Raw genomic sequence first — 23,667 nt, forward strand, 5'->3', positions numbered from 1 at the left:
GTTTTCTACCGGGTGCTTCCCCATGCCCAAGGGAGGGCCGCTAGCCCGGTTTAGGGCTAGCGATCCTAGCTGATTGTGGTCGCTATCATCGGCGGATCTACAATGACGAACTATTGTCTATTTCTTTAGAAAGTTCGGATTTACACCATGCCCTTTAGCTCTTTTGACAGTGCGATTAGTAGCCGCGGTTACGTCACCCCAGAAATGGAGAAGGTGTGGTCCGTTCGCGAGACCATCGCCGGATGGTACGCCGTGGAGGCGTCGTTGGCGGCGGCGCAGGGGCAGGTGGGGATGATCCCGGAATCCGCGGCGGCTGCCATCGTGGACAACGCCACGGTCAGCTCTGAGGTAGAGGAGGCTATTAGCCGGGGCGCAATGGGCAACCCCTTCACCCTGGGCCTGGATGCGCTGCGCGCGGAGCTCCCCGAGGACGCCCGCGGCTGGGTTCACTTCGGGGCGACGACCCAAGACATCCTGGATACCGGGCGCGCGCTGCAGATCAAGGCGAGCTTGGATCTGATCATGCGCACCTTGCGCCGCCTGATCGACGTACTCGTGGACCTAGCGCATGAGCACGCAGATACGGTGATGGTTGCGCGCACCAATGGGCAGTATGCTCTGCCGACCACTTTGGGCTACCGCGTGGCTACGTGGGTCAAGGCGCTGCGCCGTTGCTACGGGCGGCTGCAAAATACGCGCGATCACGTGTTGCTCGTGCAATTCTCCGGCGCGGTGGGCACCTATGCCGCGATGGGAGAATATGGTTCGACTGTCGCACGCCTGGTCGCTCGCCGCTTAGGGCTAGAGTTCGAGGAAATCGCCTGGCACGCACAACGAGATACGATCACGGAGCTTGCGTGTACCGTCAGCATCTACGGCCAAACTTTGGCCAAGATCGCAGAAGACCTCTTTGAGATGCAGCGCTCCGACGCCGGCGAGGCTGAGGAGGAACTAGACCCGCACTTCTCTGGCTCAAGTACTATGCCGCAGAAGCGGAACCCGTTTACGACCATGAAGATCTCCGCAGCCGCGCGTATGGCGGCGGGCGCGGCGTCCACCATGCTGACCCAGACGCCCAGCGCGGATGAGCGCGACCACCGTGCCATTGAGGTCGAGCGCGATTGTTTGCCGCGTATCTTCGCCGCCGTGGAAGGTGCCGGTCGTAAGCTCGAGAAGCTCCTTGGCAATCTTTCTTTCGATGCGGATGCCCTACGTGCCAACGTCGAAGCCGAGGGCGTGTTAACCATGACCGAAGCCATCATGATGGAGTTCGCGAAGGTCATTGGTCACGGACCGGCGCACGACCTAGTCCAGGACTTCGCCACCCAGTACCGGGACACGGGGATTAGCCTGGAAAACTTTATTGCGGGCCGTCCCGAGGTCGCTGATCAACTGAAGTTCGTGGATCTAACAGAAATCCAACGCCCGGAGAACTATACGGGCCTAGCAAGCGAAATCGCCCGCGCTATTTAGTAGCACGGGCGATTGAGCAGTAGAGGATTATCTACGGCGGAGCAGAAGGGCTGCCAGGATGATGAGCAGGAGGATGCCGCCGCCAGCGGCGATCCACATCAGGTTGAGGCCGCCTTCGTCGGAGTCGGATTCCTGAGCCTGCTGGTCGGTGTCGGTGCCTTCAGGCTCCTCGGCCTCAGAAGATTCGGTCTCTTCCTCCTCGGCAGCCGGCGGGGTGTCGGACGGCGGTGGGCCGTCAGCGGTAACTAGGCGCCACTCCGGGCCGTCGAGCTTTTCGCCTTCGACATCGAAGCCGATCTTGTAGGGCTGGTCGACACCAGTTGTTCCCTCGCCCACCCCGTAGTTCATGGAGACTCCGATGTAGTAGTCGCCCGCAAGAGATAATTTGCCACCGGCCCTGTTTTTTTCGCGATTGTTAAAGAGGACCGGCTTCTCCGTCGTTGCGGTATCCGAATCAGAGCCCTCCTTGTAAGGAGGGCTGACGGACAAGTCGTCGATTTCAAGACGGTGGGGCGAGTAGATGACCCCCTCGATACGGTCGTAATCGTCGCGCTCCGATTTACCGGTTCGAATGGTCACCACCGGACGTTGGCCCCATTCCACCGGCACCTTATAGAAGCGGTATTCACCTGGCACGATCGTATCGGAGTAGGCGCCGGGCTTGACCTCGACGGCGTCGGAGAAACCGGTACCGCCGGTGATGGGAGCGGCATCATTCAGGGGAAGGTCGGAGTGGTTTTCCTGCTTATTGTTGGAGTCATCCTTAGGGAGGTTTTCCACGGGCTTTTCGTCGGGGATGGGCTCGTACGCGACCTGAACCTCAAAGGACGCTTCGTTATCAACCTCATCATCGCTGTACCACACGTCGTAGCCAAGGTACCACTGGGCGTCGTCGCAGTCGTCGCCCTCAGTGGCTTCTATAGCAGCGACCACAGGATCCGGCGGAGCGTACGCAGTGAGGGAAGTGCTTCCGTCCACTAACCCTATTTCGCCGGCGGTGCAATCCATACCGTTGGAGGTATTATCTATCTCGTCAAGGTGGTAGTAAAGGTCATGGTGAACACCGGAATTACTGCCCGCGTCACCGGTGGCGTCGCGGTCAGGGTAACCGGTGACGGAGACGTAGGCGTTGTAGCCTTCGGGGACGGCGACGCGGATGTAGCGCAGGCCTTGGTCCTGGTCGTCGTTGGGGGTCAAGCGGGTGTGGTAGAGGCCTTCGCCCAGCCATTTGGCGTCTTCGACGGTGTCGGCGAACTCGAATTCCGTGCCGGCGGCTTTGTAGGTGTTCACGGCGCGCTGAGACAGGAATTTCAGATCCTCGGTGAGCTTGTCAGCGTCGTCTGCCTGGCGGTACTCGCCGCCGGTGGCTTCGGAGATGCACTCGAGTTCTTCGCGGGCTTCGTCGTCGACCTTGAAGCCGACGGTGTGGATGGCAAGTCCCACTCCGTCGTCGGCCAGTTCCTTGGCCACGGTGCACACCTCTGGCGGTGCGCAGGTATCAATGCCGTCGGAAACCAAGATGATGGAGCGGTCTCCTTCGTCGGGCAGTTCATCTGCGGCGTGGCGCAGGGCGTTGCCCATCGGGGTGTATCCGGTGGGAGTCAGGTCGTCGATACCTTTGCTGAACTTGTCCCGGTCGAGTTTGCCGACGGGGGAGAGGGTCTCAATGTCCTGGCAGCCGACCTCGTGGTTGTCGGGCGCGTCGGTTTCGTTCGCACCGTAGGCGACTAGGCCCATGGTGGCGGTATCGGGAAGGCCGTCGAGGAGTTCGTGGGCGGCCTTTTTGGCTGAGTCCATTCGGGTGCCGTCGCCGTCGGGTTGGAGCATAGAGCTGGAGGCATCCATGATGAGTACCGAGGAAGCTTGGGAGTCGCCTTTGGCGTCGTCTTGCGCGGTAGCGGTCGGTGCCCAGATACCGGTGAAGGCTGCCAGTAGAGCGAGGATCGCGACCAGGGCGGTGACTGGCTGTGTGTGTTGTCCTGTTCGTGTCATGGTGTTTCTCGTTTTACTTTCATAAGTGAGATGGGGCACATTAAACATATATTGATCGGACAACTGTCGCTACTTAAGTCGGTTACGGCTTTGTAACAATGCTTAGATATACGAAACTGCCCACGCCAATGGATGACGCGGGCAGTTGGTGAGTTGGGGCTAAGAGAGCTCTGGCGGCTAGAGGATCAACAGGTCGAACTTGGTGGCCTTGACGTCGCTCAGGCGCCTGCGGGCCCGCTCGAGGCGCTGCCACTGGTCCTGGGGGATGGACCTGCGGGCGATGTCGACGACCTCCTGGTCGGGGGTGCCCCACGCGACGGGCATCGGGGAGATCTGCTGCCAGTGGTTCTTGTCCGAGTTAGTGTGGTGCCCGCCAATCGCGGCGACGGGGACTTTGGTGCCGACCTTACGGTCCACGCCGGGGATGGAATTTACCCGGCGCAGCGCGGCGCCCCAGCGGGGCTCGGCTTCCGGATCGACGTTGGTGTTGACCAGGGCCAACAGGTACATCTCCCGGTCGGTGACCTCAGCGATGACGCCGGGGGCGAGCGGGTAGGAGTCGTAGAGCTGCTGGGCCGTGCCCACCTTGCGGGAGGAGAGAACGCCGACCACGGCGCACATGATGCCGAACAGGATGATGCCCAGCCCGACAGTAAAACCCCACGCGGACTCGACGAAGTACCAAAGCGCCGCGCCGATAATCACCAGGAGCACGCCCATGATGAGTCCGGACATCAGCAGCCGCTTGGAATCCCGGAGCAGTTCGTTGTGCTTTTTCGCGAAGGCCTCATCGACCTCAAATTTAAAGATCTTCATCGCTACCCAAGTCTACTGCGTCGACCAGACGGTAAGCATATCCCTGCTCCGCGAGGAATCGCTGCCGGTGGAGAGCAAACTCGGCGTCCACGCTGTCGCGGGTGACTACGGTGTAGAACTCGGCTTCGTTATCGTCGGCCTTGGGGCGCAGCAGGCGGCCCAAGCGCTGGGCTTCTTCCTGGCGCGAGCCGAAGGTGCCGGAGACCTGGATGGCCAGGGCGGCCTCCGGGAGATCGATGCTGAAGTTTGCCACCTTGGAGACCACCAGGGTGGTGGTCTCACCGGCGCGGAAAGAGCGGAAGGCCTTCTCGCGCTTGGCGGTCGAGGTGCGGCCGTCAATAACGGGCGCGTCGAGGCGTTCACCGATGGTCTTGAGTTGGTCGATAAAACCGCCGATAATGAGCGTCGGAATACCTGGGTGGGCAGCCACGAGCTGGTCGACCACGCGGTATTTCGCCTCCGCGCTGGCTGCCAGCCGGTATCGGTCCCGCGTCGGCGCGGTCGCGTACGTCATGCGCTCCTCCGGCGTCATTTCCACGCGGACCTCGGCGCACTCGGCGGTGGCGATATATCCGGCGTTTTCCAGGTCCTTCCACGGGGCGTCGTAGCGCTTGGGCCCGATCAGCGAGAAGACGTCACCTTCCAGGCCGTCCTCGCGGATAAGGGTGGCGGTAAGGCCTAGACGGCGCCGCGACTGGAGGTCGGAGGTCATACGGAAGACCGGGGCGGGCAAAAGGTGGACCTCATCGTAGATGATAAGGCCCCAGTCGCGGGAGTCGAACAGATCCAGCGCGGCGTATTCCCCGCGGGTCTTGCGCGTGACTACCTGGTAGGTCGCGATGGTCACCGGCTTGATCTCTTTCTTTTCGCCGGAGTACTCGCCGATCTCCGAGGCGGTCAGGCTCGTGCGGCGCAGCAGCTCATCGCGCCACTGGCGTCCGGCCACCGTGTTGGTCACCAGGATCAGGGTGGTGGCTTGGGCGCGGGCCATCGCGGCGGCGCCGACCAGGGTCTTGCCCGCGCCGCAGGGCAGTACCACCACGCCGGAGCCGCCCTCCCAGAAGGAATCCGTGGCCTGGCGCTGGTAGTCGCGCAGCTGCCAGCCGCTTTCGGTCAGGGCAATCGGGTGGGACTCGCCGTCGACATATCCGGCGGTATCGCTGGCCGGCCAGCCGACCTGCAGCAGCGCCTGCTTCAGGCGGCCGCGGTGGGACGGCGGCACCGCGAAAGTGTTTTCGTCAATCCGGGCGCCCAACAGCGGGGCTACCTTCTTGTGGCGCTCCAGCTCCGCGAGAATGGCCGGTTCCGCCGAGGTGAGGATGAGGCCGTGGGCTGGGTGCTTGTCAATGTTGACGCGGCCGTAGCGCGACATCGTCTCCGCGACGTCGACGAGCAGTGCCTGCGGGACGGGGAAGCGGGAGTAGCTTTCTAGTACATCCACGACTTGTTCGGCGTCGTGGCCGGCGGCGCGGGCGTTCCACAGCGCCAAGGGCGTGATGCGGTAGGTGTGGATATGCTCCGGCGCGCGTTCGAGTTCTGCGAAGGGGGCAAGCGCCCGGCGGGCGCTATCGGCCTCCGGGTGATCGACCTCCAGCAGGACGGTCTTGTCGGATTGGACGATGAGCGGGCCGGGCATAGGGCGGTGGTTCTCCTCGAAAACGGTCGGGGACAACCTAGCGCGGTTTGAGCCTTGAGGCTGGCTTGAGCCTTGGGGCCTAGCCCTTGAGGGCAGCGCGCCAGGTCATTTTCTTTCCGTTATTGAGGATAGCGCCGCGGTAGATGCGGGCAACCAACCAGATGACCGCGGCGGTGGTTGCTGCGAAAAGCAGGTAGGACAGTGCCAGCTGGGCGGCGCCGAAGTTGCCCACCGCGTACTGCATCGGGGCGGTCAGCATGGAAAACGGCGGCAGCCAGCCGGCCACCTGCAAGAGCGTGGAGTCCAGGCTGTTCCAGCCGAAGGCGGGGACATAGGCGGTGAGGATGAGCAGGATGAGGATCGGGGTCTGCGTGGACTGGAGGTCCTCGGTGCGCTGGATGAGGGAGCCGGCCGCGGCGTAGAGGCTGCCGAAGAAGAGCAGGCCCAGCAGGCAGCCGACCAGCATGACGCCGAAGAGGCCCCAGTCGAGCGAGAAATGGTCCGAGAACTCGGTAAACCCCAGGGCGGCGGCGCCGGCGCCGACGAGCACCAGGGTGGTCACGAAGCCGAAGATGGTAACCCCCAGGATCTTGCCGGCCAGGAAGTCCAGCGGGCGGACGGAGGAGAGGATAATCTCCACCACACGGGAGGACTTCTCCTCGGTCACGCGGCCGCCGACCAGGCTGGCGAAGGTGATGACGGAGAAGATGATGATCATCGCCGCGGCCAGCACGGTCAGCACGGAGAAGATTTCGTTCTCGCTGCTGGCCGCGCCGTCGGCCTCGTCTACGCTGACGAGGTTGACCGTGATCTCCGGCAGCGCTTGGGCGTAGTCGGTGGGGCTAACTCCCAGCTCCTGCAGGGCGGTCTGACTGGAATACGCCTCGACTACCTGGTTGATGGTGGCGGTCATGGTCTGGCTGGGATTCCCGTCCTGACTAATGAGGTCCCAACCCTCGTCGCCGGGGACCAAGGCGGCCTCGGCGTCGCCGTTGCGGACTAGCTCGGCGGCCTGGTCGGCATCGTCAGCCCCGCGGGCGTCCAGCCCGCTGTTGTCGAAGGCCTCGGTGGGCATCTCGACGACGGCGACGGTATCTGGCTCGTCGTCGGAGCCTAAGAAGAAGTTGGCGGCGGTGATGCCGCCGATGGTCACCAGCAGCAAGAGGGCGACGGTGATTTGGACGGCGCGGGTCTTGGCCGTGATGGCCATCTCGCGCTTGGCCACGGTCCAGATGGTGGCGGGGGAAGAATAGCGCATGGGTTTAGGCCTCCTGGGCAGTCGAAGAGACGACGTCGCGGAACAATTCGGTCAGGTCAGGGACCACGCGGCCGAAGGCATGGACGGGCCCGGCCTGGAGGGCGGCACGGAGGATGGTCTGGTCGTCCACGCCCTCGGCGGTGAGCACCACGTGCTCGGGGCCTTCCTCGACGACCTCGCAGCCGGGCGGGTACCAGCCACGGGCCTCCGTGGCCACGCGGTAGCGCACCGGTCCGGAGGTTCGCAGCTCCTCGACTCCGCCTTCTGCGACGAGCCGGCCGTGGGAGAGGATGCCCACGCGGTCGCACAGGCGCTGGACCAAGTCCAGCTGGTGGGAGGAGAAGAGCACGGCCGCGCCGGAGCGGGCACGCTCGACGAGCATCTCACTCATGACCTCCACGGCCACCGGGTCGAGCCCGGAGAAGGGCTCGTCCAGGATGAGCACGTCTGGGGAGTGGATAAGCGAGGCGGCCAGCTGCACGCGCTGCTGGTTACCCAGCGACAGATCGTCCAGCTTGTCGTCCTTGCGCTCGCCCAGGCCGAGACGCTCGAGCAGCTCGCCGGCCTTGGCCTTGCCCTCCGAGGTGGGGATGCCGTGGAGGGAGGCGAAGAAGGTCAGCTGGCTTATCAGCGACTCCTTGCCGTAGAGGCCGCGCTCTTCCGGCATGTAGCCGATCCGGCGGCGGTTGCTGTCATCCAGCGGCTCGCCGTCCAGGCGGACCTGGCCGGAGTCGGTGGACAGCACGCCCAGCGCGATGCGCATGGTGGTGGACTTACCGGCGCCGTTGGAGCCGACGAAGCCATAAATCTCACCCGCGTCGACGTTGAGCGAAAGATCGTGGAGGACGCGGTGGTCACCGTAGGACTTGTTGAGTTGGTCTATTTCCAGTCGTGGCACAAGGAGGCCTTCCGGGTCGGGTCGATGTTCGTAGTAGAATATTGCATAAACACAACATTGCGTCAAGGGCACTTGCAATATTACCGCCGGAGTAGCTTCGTTGCGTGCCGCGCGGAGGGGCCGGGTCGGCCCGATTAGTCCAGGGCGAGCGAGGTAATCCGGGACAGCGGGATGCGCACGGTCCGCGCCTGGGCGCGGGCGTCGACCTGCCCGCCGGAGACCGTCAGTGGTGTGGCCCGTAAGGACTTCTGCGTCCCGGTCTTGGTGGCATAACCGATGACCACCGCCCGTCCGGAGCGCACGGCCGCCTGTAGCAGATCCAGGTCCGGGCCGGTTGTCGCCGTCGGCTCGTCGGGGCGACCGGCGCGGACGGCGTCGACCGCGGCGTTTAGGGCGGCCGGGGATAGCTGGCTCGCCGAAGGATGGAAGGCCTTGGGCGGGGGCACGGTCGCCCGCGGCGGGGCGACCTGCACCGTTGCGCCGACGGCGTCCTCGGCGGCGGGGCTCAGGCCGGCGCGGTGGAGCTTGTCCAGCAACGTGCGCAGCGGCAGCTGGGACACCGCCACGGTGGGGGCGAGCAGGCGCAGCTCCGGCACGGCGCTCACCGCCTGAGCAAGCACCGCCGGGTCGTCGCTGCGCAGGTACGCGTTGGCCGGGCCGGCGCGCAGGGCGCCGTGGCGCCGGGCGCTATCTTGCACCAGGTAGCTCACCGGCTGCGGGACCTCGCCCGCGGAGTGCTCGGAAAAGAAATCCTGGAAGTCAGCGGCCGACCAGCCGGCGTCGAAGCCGCGGCGCAGCGACTCCTCGCTGAGCCGGTAGGTGCTGGCCAGGCCGGGTGATTCGAGATCGGCAATAAGGGCCAGCTTCGCCTGGACGGGGCTGGTCAGCGGGCCCGGGGCGATGACGCTGAGGTCACCCTGCAGGAGGAAATAGGAAATCTCCTCCGGCGCGAGATCGGTCGCGTTGCCGGTCAGCGCGGTGGTGGCGCGCCCGCGGGCGATAAGACCCAGCCACTGCGCCTCCGCGGCGAGGGCGGCGATGGTCTCCTCGCCGGTGAGAAGCGCGAAAAGCGGCGAGGAAAAGCGCAGCTCGGCGGCAAACTCCTCCGCGCTGAGTGCACGTGCGCGGTGCCGGTAGACCTCCAAAACGCGCTGCCGGTAACCGGGCAGGTGCGCGTCGACGGCCTCCTTGTCCAAAGGCCGCTTAGCCGACCACGACTGCCACGGGCTGGCCATCCACGCCTCGATGAGCGCCTGCCAGCGCTCGCCCAGGGCCAGATCCTGCCAGTCCGTCGCGGCCGCGGTGGGGGCCAGGAAGTTGCCCTCGTAGCCGGAGGGCTCGCCGCGGCCGAGCAGGCCGGCGCTATAGCCCAGGTGAATCAGCCGGGTGATGCCCGGCTCCGGCAGGCTCAGCGCCTTGGCAAGCTGTTTCACGCTCGCCTTGCCCACGGACTTGTCCTTGAGCAGGCTGACAGGGCTGCGGCCCAGGTGCTCGATTACGCGCTCGAGCTCGCGGGCGACGTCGAGTCCGCTGGCAGCCCCGGCGGCATCGGCGGCCGGATCCGGGTGTGGTTCCTCGGGCGGGGCAATCGGCTCGAGCGGGATGACTGGGTGCTTTCGCCCGTGGACGGCGCCAAAGACCGCCCGTGGCAGGCGCAGCGTGCCCGGCTCGGGGCGCAAGACGAACCCGCGCTCTTCGAGCTTCGCCACGGGCTCCTTCGCGAACGTGCTGGCCGCGCTGGCGCCGCCGGCGTGGGCAATCCCCTGAAGCACCTCGAGCTGCTCTTCCGGCAGCTGCGCCAGTTCCGCGGGGGTAACCTCCACCTGGTTAAGCAGCGACCAGCCAGTTGGCAGCGCCGGCATCACCTCGGCTGGCAGCATCACCTTGTCCGGGCTGGTGCGGTAAAGCAGGGCGCGCTTGCACAGCGCGTCGGTGATGGGAGCCGCCGCGACCGCGGTGGCGTCGACCTCTTCTAGCTCCGCGCCGAGGTTGGCTGCGCGTTCCAGCGCAGCTAACAGGTCAGCCGAGCAGTTGCCTAGCGTGCGGGCGATGGAGGTGCGCAGCAGCAAACGGGTGGCTAGTGGCGCCGGCCCCGGTGGGGGAGGGACCGCGGCGTCGGGGCGGTGCCCGAACAAAGTAGTGAGCTGATCCGAGTCCAAATTAGCGAGGAAATCCCGGTACTGTGCGGTGCGGCTGGGGCCAGAAGGGGTGATACTCATCGTGGAAGACAAGTTTAGTGCCATTTGAGTTACTTTTTTCGCGCGGGTTTGGCACAATAAGGAGTATGTCGAATGTAGAGAAGAAGGGCTTTGTTTCTCCGGCTTGGCCGCAGAACATGGAAGGCCGCGAACACGCCATTACCGAAGTTACCGCTCCGTTTGCGGGTGCCTCCAGCCCGTACGGTGACGACACCGTCCTGCCGCTGCCGGCAGACAAGCTGAACTACGTGCATCCCTACACGCGCATCAACAAGTAGTTCACCCGTAACAATGCCCGGTCTGCGGACCGGGCATTGTGCTATGCCTTAGCCACTCCTTGCGACGGAGGAGCGGGGGTTGACCTGGGCACGTGGCTCTAGGTTCTGCTGTAGAAACGCCAAAAGGCGCCACCCGGGGTGGGTGGCGCCTTTCTTTTGCTTGTTGGAGATGACTCCGGCCGGGGCGGGACCGGCGTGGACCTTTCTTAGAGGTTCAGGATGGAGTCGATCTGGCCGCGGTTAGCGGTGTAGAAAGCGTTGAAGTCGTGGCGGTTGGCCTCGTAGAACTGCTGGATTGGGGCCGGGACCTGGATGCCGTAGGTGGCCAGCTTGGACTTCACGGCGTTGTAGAGGGCGTCGACGGCGAGTTCGCTGGAGCCAGCGTTCGCGGCCTCCTTGACGGCGGCCGGGGCGTTAGCCGGAGCGGCCGGAGCCGGGGCGGCGTTCGGGTGAGCGCGGTCGGTCGGGGCGGAGTTCAGGCCCAGGCTAGCGGAGCAGGCCGGCCATGCGCCCCAGCCCTGGTTAGCCAGGACCTTCTCGGCGACGAAGATCTGCTGCTCACGGGTAGCGCCATCGGCGGTCGGGGCGAACTCGTTGCCGCCGTAGGCCTGCCAGGTGCCAGCGTTGAACTGCAGGCCACCGTAGTAGCCGTTGCCGGTGTTGATGTTCCAGTTGCCGCCGGCCTCACACTGAGCCAGGCGGTCCCAGTCGGAGTCCGGAGCGGCCGAGGCGGTCGGTGCCATGATGGCAGCGGCGGCACCGACAGCGACGGTGCTAGCCGCGAACTTGGTGGCTACGGAAGTAGTCTTTGCCGAGTGGCGTCCCATTGTTGAAGGTCCTCTCTATTTCCCCGGTCGGTTACAATTCTTTTGCACGGAAAAATTTGGCCGCCGGCGTGGGAAGACGGTTAGTCGGGGATGTCTTCGACCAACGCGGCGGCCAAGTGCCTAGACGACAGACTATCGGTTTATAACGAAAGTGTCACGTTCTCGACACTTTTCGGCACACGGGGGCGGGGCCCGAGTGGTGCGTGTGAAAACCTTAAAGCGGAAACCGCAGGTGAGGCGATCGGTCCCCAGGGAAAAGTTATCCATGTGAGATGAGTCACCACGGTGTTGTTGTGGGCCAATTATTGACTTCATTTTCGGGGCCGCCAGGGGTTAGAATGGTGAGTTCCATTATGAGAAAAAGAAAGTGGTGAACCAACGTGCCCATCGGTAAGGTCAGGTGGTTTGACGCGGAGAAGGGCTTCGGCTTTGCCTCCAACCCGGGAGATGAGGACGTCTACATCGGCCGCAACGTGCTGCCCAAGGGCGTGGCCGAGTTGTACCCTGGCCAGCGTATTGAATTCGATTTCGCGGCCGGCCGCCGCGGCCCGCAGGCGCTGCGCGTGAAGGTGCTGGATAGCCCGCGCCGCCGCAGCCCCGGCCGCAAGCCGGAAGAGCTCGGCAGCATGATCTCGGACGTGATGACCGTGCTGGAGACACAAGTGCAGCCGGCCTTAAGCGCTGGACGTTACCCGGAGCGTAAGACCGGCCGGCAGGTCGCAGAGATCCTGCGCGCCATCGCCAAGGACCTGGACAGCTAGGCCCCGCGGCTGGACAGTTGGGCCCGCGCTGGATGGTCCGCCCAGCGCCTGGGCGGCTAGTTGTTCTGCTCCTGCGCGGCGCGCTCGGCCTCGGACATCGTCGATAGCGACCAGACCGTGGTGTAGGGGGTTTCCTCCCCGTCAGCGTCCGTGCCGATCATGATGGAGGAGACCTCTACCACCATCAGCTTCGGGCGTTCCTGCTTGTCCCCGGATGTGGATTCCTCAATCGGATCCACGGAACCGGGGATTTCTACTGTCTCGGTGTCGTAGGCGCCGTGCGTGGTCTCGTCGTTGGCGGCCGGGTCGTCGTAGATGCTCAGGACCCGCCACTCGTGGTTATGGATGGCCTCCGGGATATCTAGCACCAGCTTGTCGTTGGGGCCGACCTCCAGGTTGGGGACGTCCTTTTCCTCGCACTCCGTTCCCGGCTCGCAGGACATATACGGGTGGACCTCGAGCTCCTTGTCGCCGACGTGGGCGGTAACCGCTACCTCTTCCGGCTCCGGGCCCGGGCGGCTGTTCCACCAGTTCTGGAACAGCACCACCGCCACCACGGTGACGATGACGGCGATGATCAGCGCCAAGACCTGGATCAGTTGCTTGCGTTTTGCCTCTTTGCGGGTGGCCATGGGCATAGATCTTACTCGAAGGTCACGCGGTACAGATCCGGCCACCGCTTACCGGTTAGGTAGTACTCGTCGGTGCCCGGGATATGGGCGATCCCGTTGAGCACGTTGTCGGGGTTAGGCGCGGCGTTGTTGGCCAGCCCCGAGGCGTCGATGACGGTGTCGACCGTCCCGGTGGCTGGGTCGATGCGCAGGATGTCGGTGGAAAACCAGACGTTGGCGTAGATCTGCCCGTCGACGCATTCGAGCTCGTTGATCTCATCGATCTCTTCGCCGTCCAAGGTCACCGTGACCCGATCCAGCTCGTCGAAGTTGTCGCGGTCCACGAAGCGCAGGGTGGAGGTGCCGTCGGAGAGTGCTAGCCGGTCGCCCATATCGCACAGGCCCCAGCCCTCGCCGGAATACTCCGCGGATCCGGTGGTTTCGAGGGTATCCGCGTCGAAGGACAACGCCGTGCCCGACTTCCATGTCAGCTGCCAGAGCGTGTCGCCGCTACGGGTGATGCCTTCGCCGAACTGATCGTCTGCTAGCGCGGTCGACTTCTGCGGGGAGATCTCGCCCGGGACCAGCCGGTGCACGCCGGATTCGCCGTAGCGCCCGGTGCCCACCAGCAGGTTGCCGTCTTTGCCCACCTCGAGGCCCTGCGTGAACAGGCTCTCGTCGTAGTCGAGGCGCTCCACCACCCGCGCCTGAAGGCGCTCGACCGCGGGGGCGGCAGTGGTGGCGGCCCCGTCTTCCGGGGCGGAGGCAGCGTGATCTGCGCCGCGGTCGGTGTCCGGGGCGGCGCTGCAGGCGCTTAAGGCCAGGCCGGCGCAGGTCAGAAGCGCGCCCCACCGGCGCGTTTGCTGGCGATTGCGGTGACGTGCTGGCGACAAGAGGGAACCCATACACCATATTGTGCCCCATATGCACCATAATGATTCGATGTGTCCTCTAAAAAGCGCCAATCCACCTCCACCAACCCGCTGCTGGGCCCGGCGGCCGTCGACACCGCTCGGTGGGCCCTGGAAGAACTAGGCGACGGCGATGTCGGCCGCCACATCGGCGTCGGCGGGCTGAGCCCGCACGCGGTCACCCACCGCTTCGCCGCCGACGTGCCCGGCTACCACGGGTGGGAATGGCAGGCGGTCCTGGCCTGCGCCGCCGGCAGCGACGAGGTCACCGTCAGCGAGCTAGCCCTCGTCCCCGGTGGGGAGGCCCTGCAGGCGCCCGATTGGGTGCCCTATACCGACCGGGTGCGCCCCGGGGACCTGGAGCCGGGCGACGTCATGCCGCCCGCGCCGGGGGATAGCCGCCTGAGCGACGACGGCACGCTGAGCCAGGCCGGTTGGAAGGAGGCGGCCCAGCGCTGGCTGGCTTCTTACGGGCCGGAAGCGCCCATGGCCGCCGAGGCGCACCTGCAGTGCGCGACCTGCGCGTTCTTCCTGCCGCTGAAGGACAGCTTCGGCGTGTGCGCCAACGAGTACTCCGCCGACGGGCGCGCCGTCCACGCCCGCTACGGCTGCGGCGCCCATTCCCAGACCACCATCGCCCCGGAACCGGCGGTGGACCCGGACACCGTCTTCGACGACGAAGCGCCCTTCTATTAATCCTTAGCTGTCACCGGCAGCAGTAGCTGTTGCCGCAATCGTTATTGTAGAAAGCGTCGCTGTTGCCGCCCCCGGAGGATTTCGGCGGGGCGGGGGTGGAGGATTTTGTGCGCGGGGCTGACAAGTATGAAACTGTTAGCGGTAAATCAATAGGGCACGGTCACATAAGTAAAGGGAAGTCAGCTCCATGCGCGCGACGCTCGATCGCTATTTCAAAATATCCGAACGCGGATCCACCATTGGCACCGAGATTCGAGGCGGGACCGTCTCGTTTTTCGCGATGGCCTATATCATCCTCCTCAACCCGCTCATCCTGGGCACCTCCCCGGACGTCGAGGGCAACACCCTGGGAGTGCCCCAGGTAGCAGCCGCCACCGCGCTCGTGGCCGGCGTGATGACCATCGCCTTCGGTGCCATCGCTAACTATCCCTTCGCTTTTGCCGCCGGCCTGGGGCTGAATACCTTCGTGGCGGTCAGTCTCGTGGCCACGGAGGGCCTGACCTGGTCGGAGGCCATGGGCCTGGTGGTCATCGACGGCATCATCATCGTCATCCTGGCGGTCTTCGGCTTCCGCACCGCGGTCTTCAAGGCCATCCCGGCCTCCATGAAGGCCGCGATGGGCGTGGGCATCGGCATGTTCATCGCCATGATCGGCTTCGTCGACGGCGGTTTCGTCACCCGCGTGCCGGACGCGGCGAATACCACCGTGCCGGTCAGCCTGGGCATCAACGGTTCCATCTCCACCTGGCCGAGCCTGGTCTTCGTGCTGGGGCTTATCATCTGCGCAGCCCTGGTCATCCGCAACGTGCCCGGCGGGCTGTTCATCGGCATTATCGCCACCACGATCATCGCCATGGTCGTCGAAGCGCTCACCGGCGCCGGCTCCGCCGCGGAGAACACCGGCGGCTGGAACATGGCGGTGCCGAAGGTGCCGGACTCCCTGGGCGGGCTGCCGGACCTGTCGATCGTCGGCGCCGTCGACCTGCTGGGGGCGTTCAGCCGTATCGGCGTGGTCGCCGCGACCCTGCTGGTTTTCGCCCTGGTGCTGACCAACTTCTTCGACGCCATGGGCACCATGACGGCCCTCGGCCGCCACGGCAACCTGACCGATTCCGAGGGCAACCTGCCGAACCTGAAGAAGGCGCTGGTCGTTGAGGGCTTCGGCGCCGTCGGCGGCGGCCTGGGCTCGGCGTCGTCGAACACCGTCTTCGCGGATTCCTCCGCCGGTATCGGCGACGGCGCGCGCACCGGCCTGGCCAACATCACCACCGGCGTCCTGTTCATCCTGGCGATGTTCCTGACCCCGCTCTACGAGGTCGTGCCCATCGAGGCCGCCTCCCCGGTGCTCGTGGTGGTCGGCGTCATGATGGCCGGCCAGCTTACCGCCATCGAGTGGAACAAGATGTACGTGGCCATCCCGGCCTTTTTGACCATCGTCGTGATGCCCTTTACCTACTCCATCGCCAACGGCATCGGCATCGGGTTTATCTCCTTTGCTCTGATGTCCACCTTCGCCGGCAAGGCCAAGGAAATCCACTGGCTGATGTGGCTCATTTCCGGCTTGTTCGTGGTCTACTTCGCCATGGATCCCATCATGAGTCTGGTGGAATAGCGTGCGCTAGATTAGGGGGCATGGATAGAACTTTCATCGCCGACCCGAACGACCCTCGCCTGGACGATATCCGGGACTTGAACAAGTCCGATAAGTCCGGCGAGGGTTTAGTCATTGCGGAGGGCCACCTGGTGGTCTCCCGCCTGGTCGATTCCCCGTTCCCGGTGCGTTGCCTGGTGGGCTTTCCGCAGAAGATCGACCAGTACGTCGAGACCTACGGCGAGCCCGGCTGCCCGGTCTACGAGGTTGAGCGGGACACGCTGGCCCAAGTCGCCGGCTTCGACATGCACCGCGGGCTCGTCGCCGCCGCGGACCGCGCGCTGCTGCCGGCAGTCGGGGACGTGGTGGACAAGGCGCGCACGGTGGTCGTGCTCGAGGGGGTAGGCGACCACGAAAACATCGGCTCCATCTTCCGCAACGCGGCGGGCCTGGGCGTGGACGCGGTCTTGCTGGGCAGCGGCGCGGCCGATCCCCTCTACCGGCGCAGCGTGCGCGTGTCCATGGGGCACGTGTTGCGCCTGCCTTTTGCCCGCTTCGAGGGCGGGTACACTACCTGGCAGCGTTCGCTGGACGTGCTGCGCGATGCCGGCTTCCGGCTGGTCTCGCTGACCCCGGGTGGGGACACGCACATCGCCGACGCCGTCGCCGGGGCGGAGAAGGTGGCGCTGCTCGTCGGTGCGGAGGGCCCGGGGCTGACCGAGCACGCGATGCGCGCGACCGACGTGCGCGCGAGCATCCCCATGGCGCAGCACACGGATTCGCTCAACGTGGCCACCGCCGCGGCCGTGGCTTTCTATGAGCGCCAGCGGTCCTTGAGGGACTGAGAGACCTTGCGCGAGGCCTTGGACCACCACTTGTTCGCGGTGGAGCTCACGCGCCGGGCGGCGGCCGCAGACGCCTGCGCCAGGGCGCGGAACTCGTCGCCAGTGGATTCCTCCTCGGCCGCGGCGTCCTCGTAGTCGTCGTAGTCGGTGTTGCCTGGGCCGATGCCCAGCTTCGACGTCGACGCCGAGGTCACCCGCGCGATGGTGGGGCGCTTCGGCTTGTCAATCTTCGGCTCCGGGCGCCCGTCCACGGCGTAGCCCACCACGTCCAGGTCCGGGCCCTGGGCGCTGATGTCGACGCCCAGCCAGCTGCGCTGGGCCTCTTCCATCAGGTCCCGCGGGCGGAAGGGCAGGGCGATGCCGCCGGTGGAGTCGTTGTGCTCGCCGGCCCAGTAGGGGCCCTCGAAGGGCTCGGGAAGGCCGGAGTCTTCCAGCACCTCCAGGCGGGTGCAGCACAGCGAGCGCTTGAGCTCGCCGTTGTGGAAGTGCGCGAAGCCGGCATAGGTGTCCTCGTCGTGGTGGACGAAGGCGTAGAGGTTTTCCCACGGCGCCGCCTTGCGCAGGGCCTGCGGCAGCTGGGAGAGGATGATGCCCTCGCCCTCAATCACCGTCTGGACCACCGTCACGCCCGGGTAGCCGCCGATGTAGTACTCGGCGCTGTCGGCGGGGGCGGAGCGGTTAAAAGGGAACTGTCCGATGGGAGTGATGGGGAAGGCCGGGTTGAGCTGGGCCAGGAACTTGCGGCCATAGCCGCGGTCGGCTTTGGGCTCAGCTTCGAGAACGGCGGCGGGGTTGGGGGAGGTCACGTACCACAAGGTAATGACGGCGCGGGAAAAATCCATGATCCTGGTAGTCGCTTAGTTTTTCGGGCGCTTGGTGTTGGCACGCACGCCGAGTAGCACGTCCTCCCAGTGTGGGGTCACGGCCTTACGGCGGCGCTTAGTCGGCTTCTTTTCCGGATCCGGGTTTTGGAGGAATTCCTCCGGGGAGCTTTCCTCCGCACCGCTGTGCTCCGCGGAGTCCGGGCGGTCGCGGTCGTCGTCGCCGGAGTCCGCGGTGGCGGAGTCCGTGGGCGCGGAGGCGTCGTGCAGGGACTCGCCGTTGGCGGCGGAGACAGCCGCGGCGTCGTGCTCGTCGTCCCAGTCGTCGCCCAGCACCGCGGTCTCGTAGCGGTTGCCGCGTCCCACCGAGGTCAGCGAGCGCACTGGCTGTGCAAAGTCCGGGTCGGTTAGGTCTGCGGCCACGGAGTTGCGGGCCTCGACGGTCGGCTCGGAGGTCATGGTCTGCTTGAACAGCCACTCGGCCTCGTTGTCGGACAGGCCGGCGCGCCAGCGCAGGCAGATCACCCAGGGCTCGCCCTTCTCGCGGTAGGCGTCCCACTCGGCCTCGGCCAGGGTGTGCCCGCGGGCGGCGAAGGCGGTAGCCAGCACCTCCCAGAGGGTCAGCTTGGCCGGGCCGTCCTCGCGGACCGGGTGGGCCTGCTTGGCCAGGTCCGCTACCCGGTAGCGCTCCAGCATTACCGGGTGGGCGAAGGATTCGAGGCGGGACTCGTCCACGCCCAGCTCCTCGGCCAGGCTGGCCGCCGATGCCCCGGCCCGGATGCGGTGCTGAATCTCCGCCGGGCGCAGCGGCAGGGTCTTCTTGGACTCCGCGTGCGTGGCGGGCAGGGTCCGGCCCGTGGCCGAAGCCCCCGACGGCGACGCGGCGTGCAGGCGCGTCGGCGTGCTGGCGGCGCGAGCCGGGGAGCTTTCTCCCCGCTCGGCCTCGGAGTCTGTGCCGGTAGCGTCGGAATCCTGCGAGCTGTCAGCGTTTTCATTCCCGGCGCTGGTCTCGTCATCCGTAGGGCGGATGGTTGAGGCTAGCGTGGAGCGGGTCGCGTCGTCGACGGCGAGGAAGAATTCCTCCCCATCGTCGGCGCGCAGCACCAGGGATGATTCGGTTGAGTCGCTGTTAACTAAAAACAGCTCGCGCATGCGAGTCTCCTTCAGCCGTGGAGGACAGGGTTACTTGTGATGGGCTCCACTGTAGTCGACCCAAGGCAGAATTTATGCCAAGTCAGTGGGTATGTTGGCGGCACCGGCCTCCAGGCAGTAGTCGATAGCCTGGGTTAGGGTGTGGATGTCTTCCGGCTCGATGGCGGGGAACATGCCCACGCGCAGCTGGTTGCGGCCGAGCTTGCGGTAGGGCTCGACGTCCAGGATTCCGTTAGAGCGCAGGACGGCAGCCAGGCGGGCGGCGTCGATGGTCTCGTCGAAGTCGATGGTGCCGACCACCAGCGAGCGGGCCGCCGGATCCTGCACGAAGGGCTGGGCCAGAGCGTGGCCGTCCGCCCAGCCGTAGAGGATCTCGGAGGAAGCGCGGGTGCGCTGCGTCATGCCGTCCAGGCCGCCGTTGTCGTTCATCCAGCGGACCTGCTCGTCCAGAAGTAGCAGCGTGCCGATGGCCGGGGTGTTGTACGTCTGGTTCTTGCGCGAGTTGGTCACCGCGGTCTTGAGATCCAGAAACTCCGGGACGTAGCGATCCGTGGCGGCGATCTTGTCGACCCGCTCGAGGGCGGCGGGGGAGAAGGCCGCCAGCCACAGGCCGCCGTCGGCGGCGAAGCACTTCTGCGGGGAGAAGTAGTAGGCGTCCGTGGCGCTGATGTCGACGGGCAGGCCGCCGGCGCCGGAGGTGGCATCGACCAGCACCAGCTGGTCCCCGTCGGCCTTCGGTCGGGCGACCGGGACCATCGCGCCGGTGGAGGTTTCGTTATGCGCCCAGGCCACGCAGTCGCAGTCCGTGGTGTCCGCGTGGAGGGGATCCGGGGCCGAGCCGACCGGGGCCTCGGTGATGACCGGCTTTTCCAGCCACGGGGCCTTGGCGGTGGCCTTGGCGAACTTCGAGGAAAACTCCCCGTAGGTCAGGTGGGCGCTGCGGCGCTCGATGAGCCCGAAGGCCGCGGAGTTCCAGAAGGCCGTGGCCCCGCCCAGGGACAGGACGAGCTCGTAGCCCTCCGGCAGTTGGAAGAGCGCGCTGAGGCCCTCGCGGATGGAGCCCACCAGGTTTTTTACGGCGGGCTGCCGGTGTGAGGTGCCCATGATGTCCTGGCCGTGCCGGGCGAGGTAGTCGATCTGGGCGGGGCGCACCTTGGACGGTCCGCAGCCGAAGCGTCCATCGGTGGGCAGAAGTTCAGTTGGCAAAGTTAACTCGGGCGTCGTCATGCGCATAGCCTAAACGGCGACCAACCTATTTTCTGTCAGTTATTAGAATCTAACCTAGAATGGGTGTATCGGTAACGGGAAACGAGGCGGTAGCGGCATTTAACAGGACGCTTGTCCGGTTGGTGTAGTAGGGGTCACAGATAATTGGTAAAGTGGTGCCTGGTATGCCCGAACGCTTTTAGGGCATAGTATCGCTGGGTAAAGCCGACCGCATCTTTTTCTCTGGCTCCCAAGCGCGTAAAGGATTACAGAAAGGACAAGCACGTGGCTTCTGAAGACAACAAGGTTGTACTGCACTACCCGGGTGGCGAGTACGAGATGGACATCAAGCAGTCCACCGAAGGTGACTCCGGTTTCGATATCTCCAAACTTCGCAACGAGACGGGCCTGGTCACCTTCGACCCGGGTTATGCCTCCACCGGCTCCACCGAGTCCAAGATCACCTTTATTAACGGCGAAGAGGGCATTCTGCGCCACCGCGGCTACGACATCGCGGACCTAGCGGAAAACGCCACCTTCAACGAGGTCTCTTACCTCCTTATCAAGGGCGCTCTCCCGACCGAGGAGCAGCTGACCCACTTCAACCAGGAGATCCGCCACCACACCCTGTTGGACGAGGACTTCAAGGCCCAGTTCAACATCTTCCCGCGCGACGCCCACCCGATGGCCGTGCTGGCCTCCTCGGTTAACATTCTGTCCTCCTACTACCAGGACCAGCTGAACCCGCTGGACGAAGAGCAGCTGGACAAGGCGACCGTCCGCCTGCTGGCTAAGGTCCCGATGTTGGCCGCCTACGCCTACCGCGCCTCCCAGGGCAAGCCGTACATGTACCCGGACAACGCGCTGAACGCTCGCGAGAACTTCCTGCGCATGATGTTCGGTTACCCGACCGAGCCCTACGAGGTCGACCCGGTCGTGGCCAAGGCCCTGGACAAGCTGCTCATTCTGCACGCCGACCACGAGCAGAACTGCTCCACTTCCACCGTGCGCATGATTGCTTCCGCGCAGGCGAACATGTTCGTCTCTATCGCCGGCGGCATCAACGCCCTGTCCGGCCCGCTGCACGGCGGCGCTAACCAGGCCGTGCTGGAGATGTTGGAGGAGATCCACGCCAACGGCGGCGACGCTACCGACTTCATGAACCGCGTGAAGAATAAGGAAAAGGGCGTCCGCCTGATGGGCTTCGGCCACCGCGTCTACAAGAACTACGACCCGCGCGCGGCCATCGTCAAGGATACCGCGCACGAGATCCTGGAGCACCTGGGCGGCGACCACCTGCTGGACCTGGCCGTGAAGCTGGAAGAGATCGCTCTGAACGACGACTACTTCATCCAGCGCAAGCTGTACCCGAACGTGGACTTCTACACCGGCCTGATCTACCGCGCCATGGGCTTCCCGACGGACTTCTTCACCGTCCTGTTCGCCATCGGCCGGCTGCCGGGCTGGATCGCCCAGTACCGCGAGCAGTTGGAGATCAACACCAAGATCAACCGCCCGCGTCAGGTCTTCACCGGCGAAACCCTGCGCAAGGTTTCCCCGCGCGCAGAGCGCTAAAAACCACAATTCCGCAGGACGACTGCCCGGCCCGGCTTCGGCTGGGCGGGCAGTTGCCTTATACTAGGGAATATTTGGTTCAGTGCTCACTGCGCTGAACATGCCAAATCTTCCCAATACTCCCAAGGAGAACTCCCCATGGATAAGCCACAGATTGAAGCCCACACGGAGCCGGCGCCAACTGACGTCGTCATCGAGGACATCGTCGTCGGTGACGGAGAGGAGGCACAACCGGGTGGGCTGGTCGAGGTTCACTACGTGGGCGCGGATTACGAGACCAACCAGGAATTCGACTCTTCCTGGGACCGAGGCCAGTCCATCGAGTTCCCGCTGACCGGCCTCATTGCCGGTTGGCAGGAGGGCATCCCCGGCATGAAGGTGGGCGGGCGTCGCCAGCTCATCATCCCGCCGGAGAAGGCCTACGGCCCGGCCGGCGGCGGGCACCCGCTGTCCGGTCGCACGCTTGTCTTCATCATTGACCTGCTGCGCGCCTCCTAGCTAAGGCGCCCCCGCGGCCCGCCGCGCATTCCGTGCATTCCCCTTCCCGGGGACTCTGGGAAGGGGAATTTTCTTCTGCTTAGCCCACACGGGCGCGGGGTTTCGAGGCACAATGGAGACTATGACAGTTCCATCAGTTAACTTCCACGACGACCGCTCTATGCCGCAGCTGGGCCTGGGTACCTACAAGCTCTACGGCGAGGAGTGCATCTCCGTGGTGCGCGAGGCCATTGAGCTGGGCTACCGTCATTTCGACACCGCCACTCTCTACGAGAACGAAGAAGCGCTGGGTATGGCGCTCAACGACGCCATCAGTGCTGGCGACGTCACCCGCGATGAGCTGTTCGTGACCTCGAAGGCGTGGCACGATCACCACGGCGCGGAGAAGGTCCAGGAGGCTTTTACCGAGTCGCTGCGGAAACTGGGCCTGGACTACCTGGACCTGTACATGATCCACTGGCCGTGGCCGCAGGGCGGGCTGTTCGTGGAGACCTTCGAGTCCATCGCCCGCCTGCAGGGCATGGGGCAGATTGCCTCCGTGGGTGTGGCGAACTTCTACGAGGAGCCGCTGCAGGAGATCATCGACCAGACCGGCGTGGTGCCGGTGGTCAACCAGGTGGAGTTGCACCCGGGCTTTACCCAGCCGGAGCTGCGCCGCTTCCATGCCGAACACGACATCATCACCGAGGCCTGGTCGCCCCTGGCCCGTGGCGTCGTGTTGAGCAACCCAGTCATCGAGGAGGTCGCCCACAAGCACTCCGCCTCCTCGGGCCAGATCGCCTTGGCCTACCTCATGGATAAGGGGATTTCGGTCATCCCGAAGTCGGCGAAGCCCGAGCGGCTGAAGGAGAACCTGGGCGCGGTCGACGTCGAGCTAGAGGCGGCCGACATCGAGGCCATCGACGGCCTGGAGGGCCAGCAGGGCTTCGGCCGCATGTTTAAGGATCCGCGCGAATTCCCGGGGGACAACGCTTAAGTCCACAGCCTATGCCATAACCCCCGTTTGCAACCTTTGCAAGCGGGGGCTTTCGCGTATCTGGGGGTATTTTGCTAAGCAATACTGGTGCAGGTCAGGCGGGGGAGTGGGGGTAGCTAATTTCTGCTAAGGCGAAAAACTTGGCCGATTTCACAACCTTGCAGTGTGACTAAGGTAACTTACCTGGCAACGCAGATGTGATGGGTAGCTCATTGTTGGTTATCTGTGAAGCGTGTGTGAAATGTTCGCGGCCGCGACCGCGGACGAGGAAGTACGTTTAGTGAAGGAGAAAGCAGTGTCTGAAGTAGGTACTCCGCCGACCCAACGGCGCGAACCCACAGCGGAAGACTTTATAGAGATGCAAAAGTCGCCGCAGTTTTCTGAACTGCGCGGCTCTTACCGGAAGTTCGCCTTCCCCATGACGGTGGCGTTTTTCGTGTGGTACGTCCTCTATGTGGTGATGGCCGTGTTCATGCCGGGCTTTATGGGGCAATCCCTGGGCGGTAACTGGAACGTCGGCCTGGTCTTCGGTCTTTTGCAGTTCGTGACCACGTTCTTGATCACGTGGATTTACGTCAAATACGCCAATAAGAACATCGAGCCGCGTGCGGCCGCGATTCGCAAAGAACTGGAGGGCTAGACCGTGAA

At 64.8% G+C, this 23,667-nt stretch carries 22 protein-coding genes; 10 read left to right on the top strand and 12 right to left on the bottom strand.

Annotated features, from left to right (window positions below; translation table 11 throughout):
* Window positions 1-147 precede the first annotated feature (147 nt).
* Window positions 148-1,473: a lyase family protein gene (locus HMPREF3067_RS08710; RefSeq protein WP_070769338.1), complete on the top strand. Its 1,326-nt coding sequence runs from the start codon at window positions 148-150 to the stop codon at window positions 1,471-1,473.
* Between the two features lie 27 nt (window positions 1,474-1,500).
* Here the strand turns inward: HMPREF3067_RS08710 and HMPREF3067_RS08715 are convergent, their stop codons facing one another.
* The 6 genes from HMPREF3067_RS08715 to HMPREF3067_RS08740 form a co-directional block, all read right to left on the bottom strand.
* Window positions 1,501-3,465 carry a vWA domain-containing protein gene (locus HMPREF3067_RS08715; RefSeq protein ID WP_168166964.1) on the bottom strand — a complete coding sequence of 655 codons (1,965 nt, stop codon included), beginning with the start codon at window positions 3,463-3,465 and terminating at the stop codon, window positions 1,501-1,503.
* Between the two features lie 177 nt (window positions 3,466-3,642).
* Window positions 3,643-4,281 carry a DUF3239 domain-containing protein gene (locus HMPREF3067_RS08720; protein ID WP_070769340.1) on the bottom strand — a complete coding sequence of 213 codons (639 nt, stop codon included), beginning with the start codon at window positions 4,279-4,281 and terminating at the stop codon, window positions 3,643-3,645.
* Window positions 4,268-5,917 carry a DNA repair helicase XPB gene (locus HMPREF3067_RS08725; protein ID WP_070769341.1) on the bottom strand — a complete coding sequence of 550 codons (1,650 nt, stop codon included), beginning with the start codon at window positions 5,915-5,917 and terminating at the stop codon, window positions 4,268-4,270. Before HMPREF3067_RS08725 ends, HMPREF3067_RS08720 begins: the two co-directional genes overlap by 14 nt.
* Window positions 5,918-5,996: 79 nt before the next feature.
* Complete coding sequence (locus tag HMPREF3067_RS08730; RefSeq protein WP_070769342.1) at window positions 5,997-7,175, bottom strand: ABC transporter permease; 1,179 nt, start codon at window positions 7,173-7,175, stop codon at window positions 5,997-5,999.
* A 4-nt stretch (window positions 7,176-7,179) separates the two neighbouring features.
* Window positions 7,180-8,073, bottom strand: a complete 894-nt coding sequence (locus HMPREF3067_RS08735) for an ABC transporter ATP-binding protein (protein WP_070769343.1) — start codon at window positions 8,071-8,073, stop codon at window positions 7,180-7,182.
* A 134-nt stretch (window positions 8,074-8,207) separates the two neighbouring features.
* Window positions 8,208-10,292 (bottom strand): helicase-associated domain-containing protein, encoded by a 2,085-nt coding sequence (locus tag HMPREF3067_RS08740; protein ID WP_070769371.1) that lies wholly within the window; start codon window positions 10,290-10,292, stop codon window positions 8,208-8,210.
* 65 nt (window positions 10,293-10,357) lie between these two features.
* Here HMPREF3067_RS08740 and HMPREF3067_RS08745 point away from each other — a divergent pair, with 65 nt between their 5' ends.
* A complete protein-coding gene (locus tag HMPREF3067_RS08745) occupies window positions 10,358-10,549 on the top strand; it encodes a hypothetical protein (protein WP_070769344.1) in 192 nt (63 codons plus the stop codon).
* A 206-nt stretch (window positions 10,550-10,755) separates the two neighbouring features.
* Here the strand turns inward: HMPREF3067_RS08745 and HMPREF3067_RS08750 are convergent, their stop codons facing one another.
* Window positions 10,756-11,376: a resuscitation-promoting factor Rpf1 domain-containing protein gene (locus HMPREF3067_RS08750; protein ID WP_070769345.1), complete on the bottom strand. Its 621-nt coding sequence runs from the start codon at window positions 11,374-11,376 to the stop codon at window positions 10,756-10,758.
* A 380-nt stretch (window positions 11,377-11,756) separates the two neighbouring features.
* Here HMPREF3067_RS08750 and HMPREF3067_RS08755 point away from each other — a divergent pair, with 380 nt between their 5' ends.
* Window positions 11,757-12,137 (top strand): cold-shock protein, encoded by a 381-nt coding sequence (locus tag HMPREF3067_RS08755; protein WP_070769346.1) that lies wholly within the window; start codon window positions 11,757-11,759, stop codon window positions 12,135-12,137.
* 56 nt (window positions 12,138-12,193) lie between these two features.
* On the opposite strand, the gene HMPREF3067_RS08760 is transcribed toward HMPREF3067_RS08755, so the two are convergent.
* A complete protein-coding gene (locus tag HMPREF3067_RS08760; RefSeq protein WP_070769347.1) occupies window positions 12,194-12,769 on the bottom strand; it encodes a DUF2771 domain-containing protein in 576 nt (191 codons plus the stop codon).
* Between the two features lie 11 nt (window positions 12,770-12,780).
* Complete coding sequence (locus HMPREF3067_RS08765; RefSeq protein WP_070769348.1) at window positions 12,781-13,653, bottom strand: glutaminyl-peptide cyclotransferase; 873 nt, start codon at window positions 13,651-13,653, stop codon at window positions 12,781-12,783.
* A gap of 39 nt (window positions 13,654-13,692) precedes the next feature.
* On the opposite strand from HMPREF3067_RS08765, the gene HMPREF3067_RS08770 reads away from it, so the two are divergent.
* The 3 genes from HMPREF3067_RS08770 (at window position 13,693) to HMPREF3067_RS08780 (ending at window position 16,791) form a co-directional block, all read left to right on the top strand.
* Window positions 13,693-14,355 carry a DUF3027 domain-containing protein gene (locus tag HMPREF3067_RS08770; protein ID WP_070769349.1) on the top strand — a complete coding sequence of 221 codons (663 nt, stop codon included), beginning with the start codon at window positions 13,693-13,695 and terminating at the stop codon, window positions 14,353-14,355.
* Between the two features lie 187 nt (window positions 14,356-14,542).
* On the top strand, window positions 14,543-15,967 hold the full coding sequence (locus HMPREF3067_RS08775; RefSeq protein WP_070769350.1) for an NCS2 family permease: 1,425 nt from the start codon (window positions 14,543-14,545) through the stop codon (window positions 15,965-15,967).
* 20 nt (window positions 15,968-15,987) lie between these two features.
* Entirely contained in the window at window positions 15,988-16,791 is an 804-nt protein-coding gene (locus tag HMPREF3067_RS08780; protein WP_070769351.1) for a TrmH family RNA methyltransferase, read from the top strand.
* On the opposite strand, the gene HMPREF3067_RS08785 is transcribed toward HMPREF3067_RS08780, so the two are convergent.
* The 3 genes from HMPREF3067_RS08785 to serC all read right to left on the bottom strand — a co-directional run bounded on the left by HMPREF3067_RS08785 (window position 16,761) and on the right by serC (window position 19,991).
* Window positions 16,761-17,633 (bottom strand): DUF6928 family protein, encoded by an 873-nt coding sequence (locus tag HMPREF3067_RS08785; RefSeq protein ID WP_070769352.1) that lies wholly within the window; start codon window positions 17,631-17,633, stop codon window positions 16,761-16,763. The two genes, HMPREF3067_RS08780 and HMPREF3067_RS08785, sit on opposite strands and share 31 nt — an antisense overlap.
* Before the next feature lie 15 nt (window positions 17,634-17,648).
* Entirely contained in the window at window positions 17,649-18,764 is a 1,116-nt protein-coding gene (gene sepH, locus HMPREF3067_RS08790) for a septation protein SepH (protein WP_070769353.1), read from the bottom strand.
* A 72-nt stretch (window positions 18,765-18,836) separates the two neighbouring features.
* Window positions 18,837-19,991 carry a phosphoserine transaminase gene (serC, locus tag HMPREF3067_RS08795; RefSeq protein WP_070769372.1) on the bottom strand — a complete coding sequence of 385 codons (1,155 nt, stop codon included), beginning with the start codon at window positions 19,989-19,991 and terminating at the stop codon, window positions 18,837-18,839.
* Window positions 19,992-20,255: 264 nt separating this feature from the next.
* On the opposite strand from serC, the gene HMPREF3067_RS08800 reads away from it, so the two are divergent.
* The 4 genes from HMPREF3067_RS08800 to HMPREF3067_RS08815 all read left to right on the top strand — a co-directional run bounded on the left by HMPREF3067_RS08800 (window position 20,256) and on the right by HMPREF3067_RS08815 (window position 23,659).
* Window positions 20,256-21,545: a citrate synthase gene (locus HMPREF3067_RS08800; protein ID WP_083319237.1), complete on the top strand. Its 1,290-nt coding sequence runs from the start codon at window positions 20,256-20,258 to the stop codon at window positions 21,543-21,545.
* A gap of 138 nt (window positions 21,546-21,683) precedes the next feature.
* Window positions 21,684-22,043, top strand: coding sequence for an FKBP-type peptidyl-prolyl cis-trans isomerase (locus HMPREF3067_RS08805; RefSeq protein ID WP_070769354.1), 360 nt, complete (start codon window positions 21,684-21,686; stop codon window positions 22,041-22,043).
* Between the two features lie 112 nt (window positions 22,044-22,155).
* Window positions 22,156-23,019: an aldo/keto reductase gene (locus HMPREF3067_RS08810; RefSeq protein ID WP_070769355.1), complete on the top strand. Its 864-nt coding sequence runs from the start codon at window positions 22,156-22,158 to the stop codon at window positions 23,017-23,019.
* A gap of 358 nt (window positions 23,020-23,377) precedes the next feature.
* Window positions 23,378-23,659 (top strand): DUF485 domain-containing protein, encoded by a 282-nt coding sequence (locus HMPREF3067_RS08815; RefSeq protein ID WP_246819280.1) that lies wholly within the window; start codon window positions 23,378-23,380, stop codon window positions 23,657-23,659.
* Window positions 23,660-23,667: the final 8 nt, after the last annotated feature.

Source organism: Corynebacterium sp. HMSC04H06 (genome assembly GCF_001815935.1).
In the GTDB taxonomy this organism is placed as follows: domain Bacteria; phylum Actinomycetota; class Actinomycetes; order Mycobacteriales; family Mycobacteriaceae; genus Corynebacterium.

Bases quoted from the DNA above. Each gene is read 5' to 3' on its own strand.
- HMPREF3067_RS08725 (WP_070769341.1), bottom strand. From the start codon at position 5,917: ATGCCCGGCCCGCTCATCGTCCAATCCGACAAGACCGTCCTGCTGGAG.
- HMPREF3067_RS08730 (WP_070769342.1), bottom strand. From the start codon at position 7,175: ATGCGCTATTCTTCCCCCGCCACCATCTGGACCGTGGCCAAGCGCGAG.
- HMPREF3067_RS08780 (WP_070769351.1), top strand. From the start codon at position 15,988: ATGGATAGAACTTTCATCGCCGACCCGAACGACCCTCGCCTGGACGAT.
- HMPREF3067_RS08815 (WP_246819280.1), top strand. From the start codon at position 23,378: ATGCAAAAGTCGCCGCAGTTTTCTGAACTGCGCGGCTCTTACCGGAAG.
- HMPREF3067_RS08750 (WP_070769345.1), bottom strand. From the start codon at position 11,376: ATGGGACGCCACTCGGCAAAGACTACTTCCGTAGCCACCAAGTTCGCG.
- HMPREF3067_RS08810 (WP_070769355.1), top strand. From the start codon at position 22,156: ATGGAGACTATGACAGTTCCATCAGTTAACTTCCACGACGACCGCTCT.
- HMPREF3067_RS08765 (WP_070769348.1), bottom strand. From the start codon at position 13,653: ATGGGTTCCCTCTTGTCGCCAGCACGTCACCGCAATCGCCAGCAAACG.
- HMPREF3067_RS08805 (WP_070769354.1), top strand. From the start codon at position 21,684: ATGGATAAGCCACAGATTGAAGCCCACACGGAGCCGGCGCCAACTGAC.
- HMPREF3067_RS08760 (WP_070769347.1), bottom strand. From the start codon at position 12,769: ATGGCCACCCGCAAAGAGGCAAAACGCAAGCAACTGATCCAGGTCTTG.
- HMPREF3067_RS08710 (WP_070769338.1), top strand. From the start codon at position 148: ATGCCCTTTAGCTCTTTTGACAGTGCGATTAGTAGCCGCGGTTACGTC.
- HMPREF3067_RS08745 (WP_070769344.1), top strand. From the start codon at position 10,358: ATGTCGAATGTAGAGAAGAAGGGCTTTGTTTCTCCGGCTTGGCCGCAG.
- HMPREF3067_RS08785 (WP_070769352.1), bottom strand. From the start codon at position 17,633: ATGGATTTTTCCCGCGCCGTCATTACCTTGTGGTACGTGACCTCCCCC.
- HMPREF3067_RS08720 (WP_070769340.1), bottom strand. From the start codon at position 4,281: ATGAAGATCTTTAAATTTGAGGTCGATGAGGCCTTCGCGAAAAAGCAC.
- HMPREF3067_RS08715 (WP_168166964.1), bottom strand. From the start codon at position 3,465: ATGACACGAACAGGACAACACACACAGCCAGTCACCGCCCTGGTCGCG.
- serC (WP_070769372.1), bottom strand. From the start codon at position 19,991: ATGACGACGCCCGAGTTAACTTTGCCAACTGAACTTCTGCCCACCGAT.
- HMPREF3067_RS08775 (WP_070769350.1), top strand. From the start codon at position 14,543: ATGCGCGCGACGCTCGATCGCTATTTCAAAATATCCGAACGCGGATCC.
- HMPREF3067_RS08740 (WP_070769371.1), bottom strand. From the start codon at position 10,292: ATGAGTATCACCCCTTCTGGCCCCAGCCGCACCGCACAGTACCGGGAT.
- sepH (WP_070769353.1), bottom strand. From the start codon at position 18,764: ATGCGCGAGCTGTTTTTAGTTAACAGCGACTCAACCGAATCATCCCTG.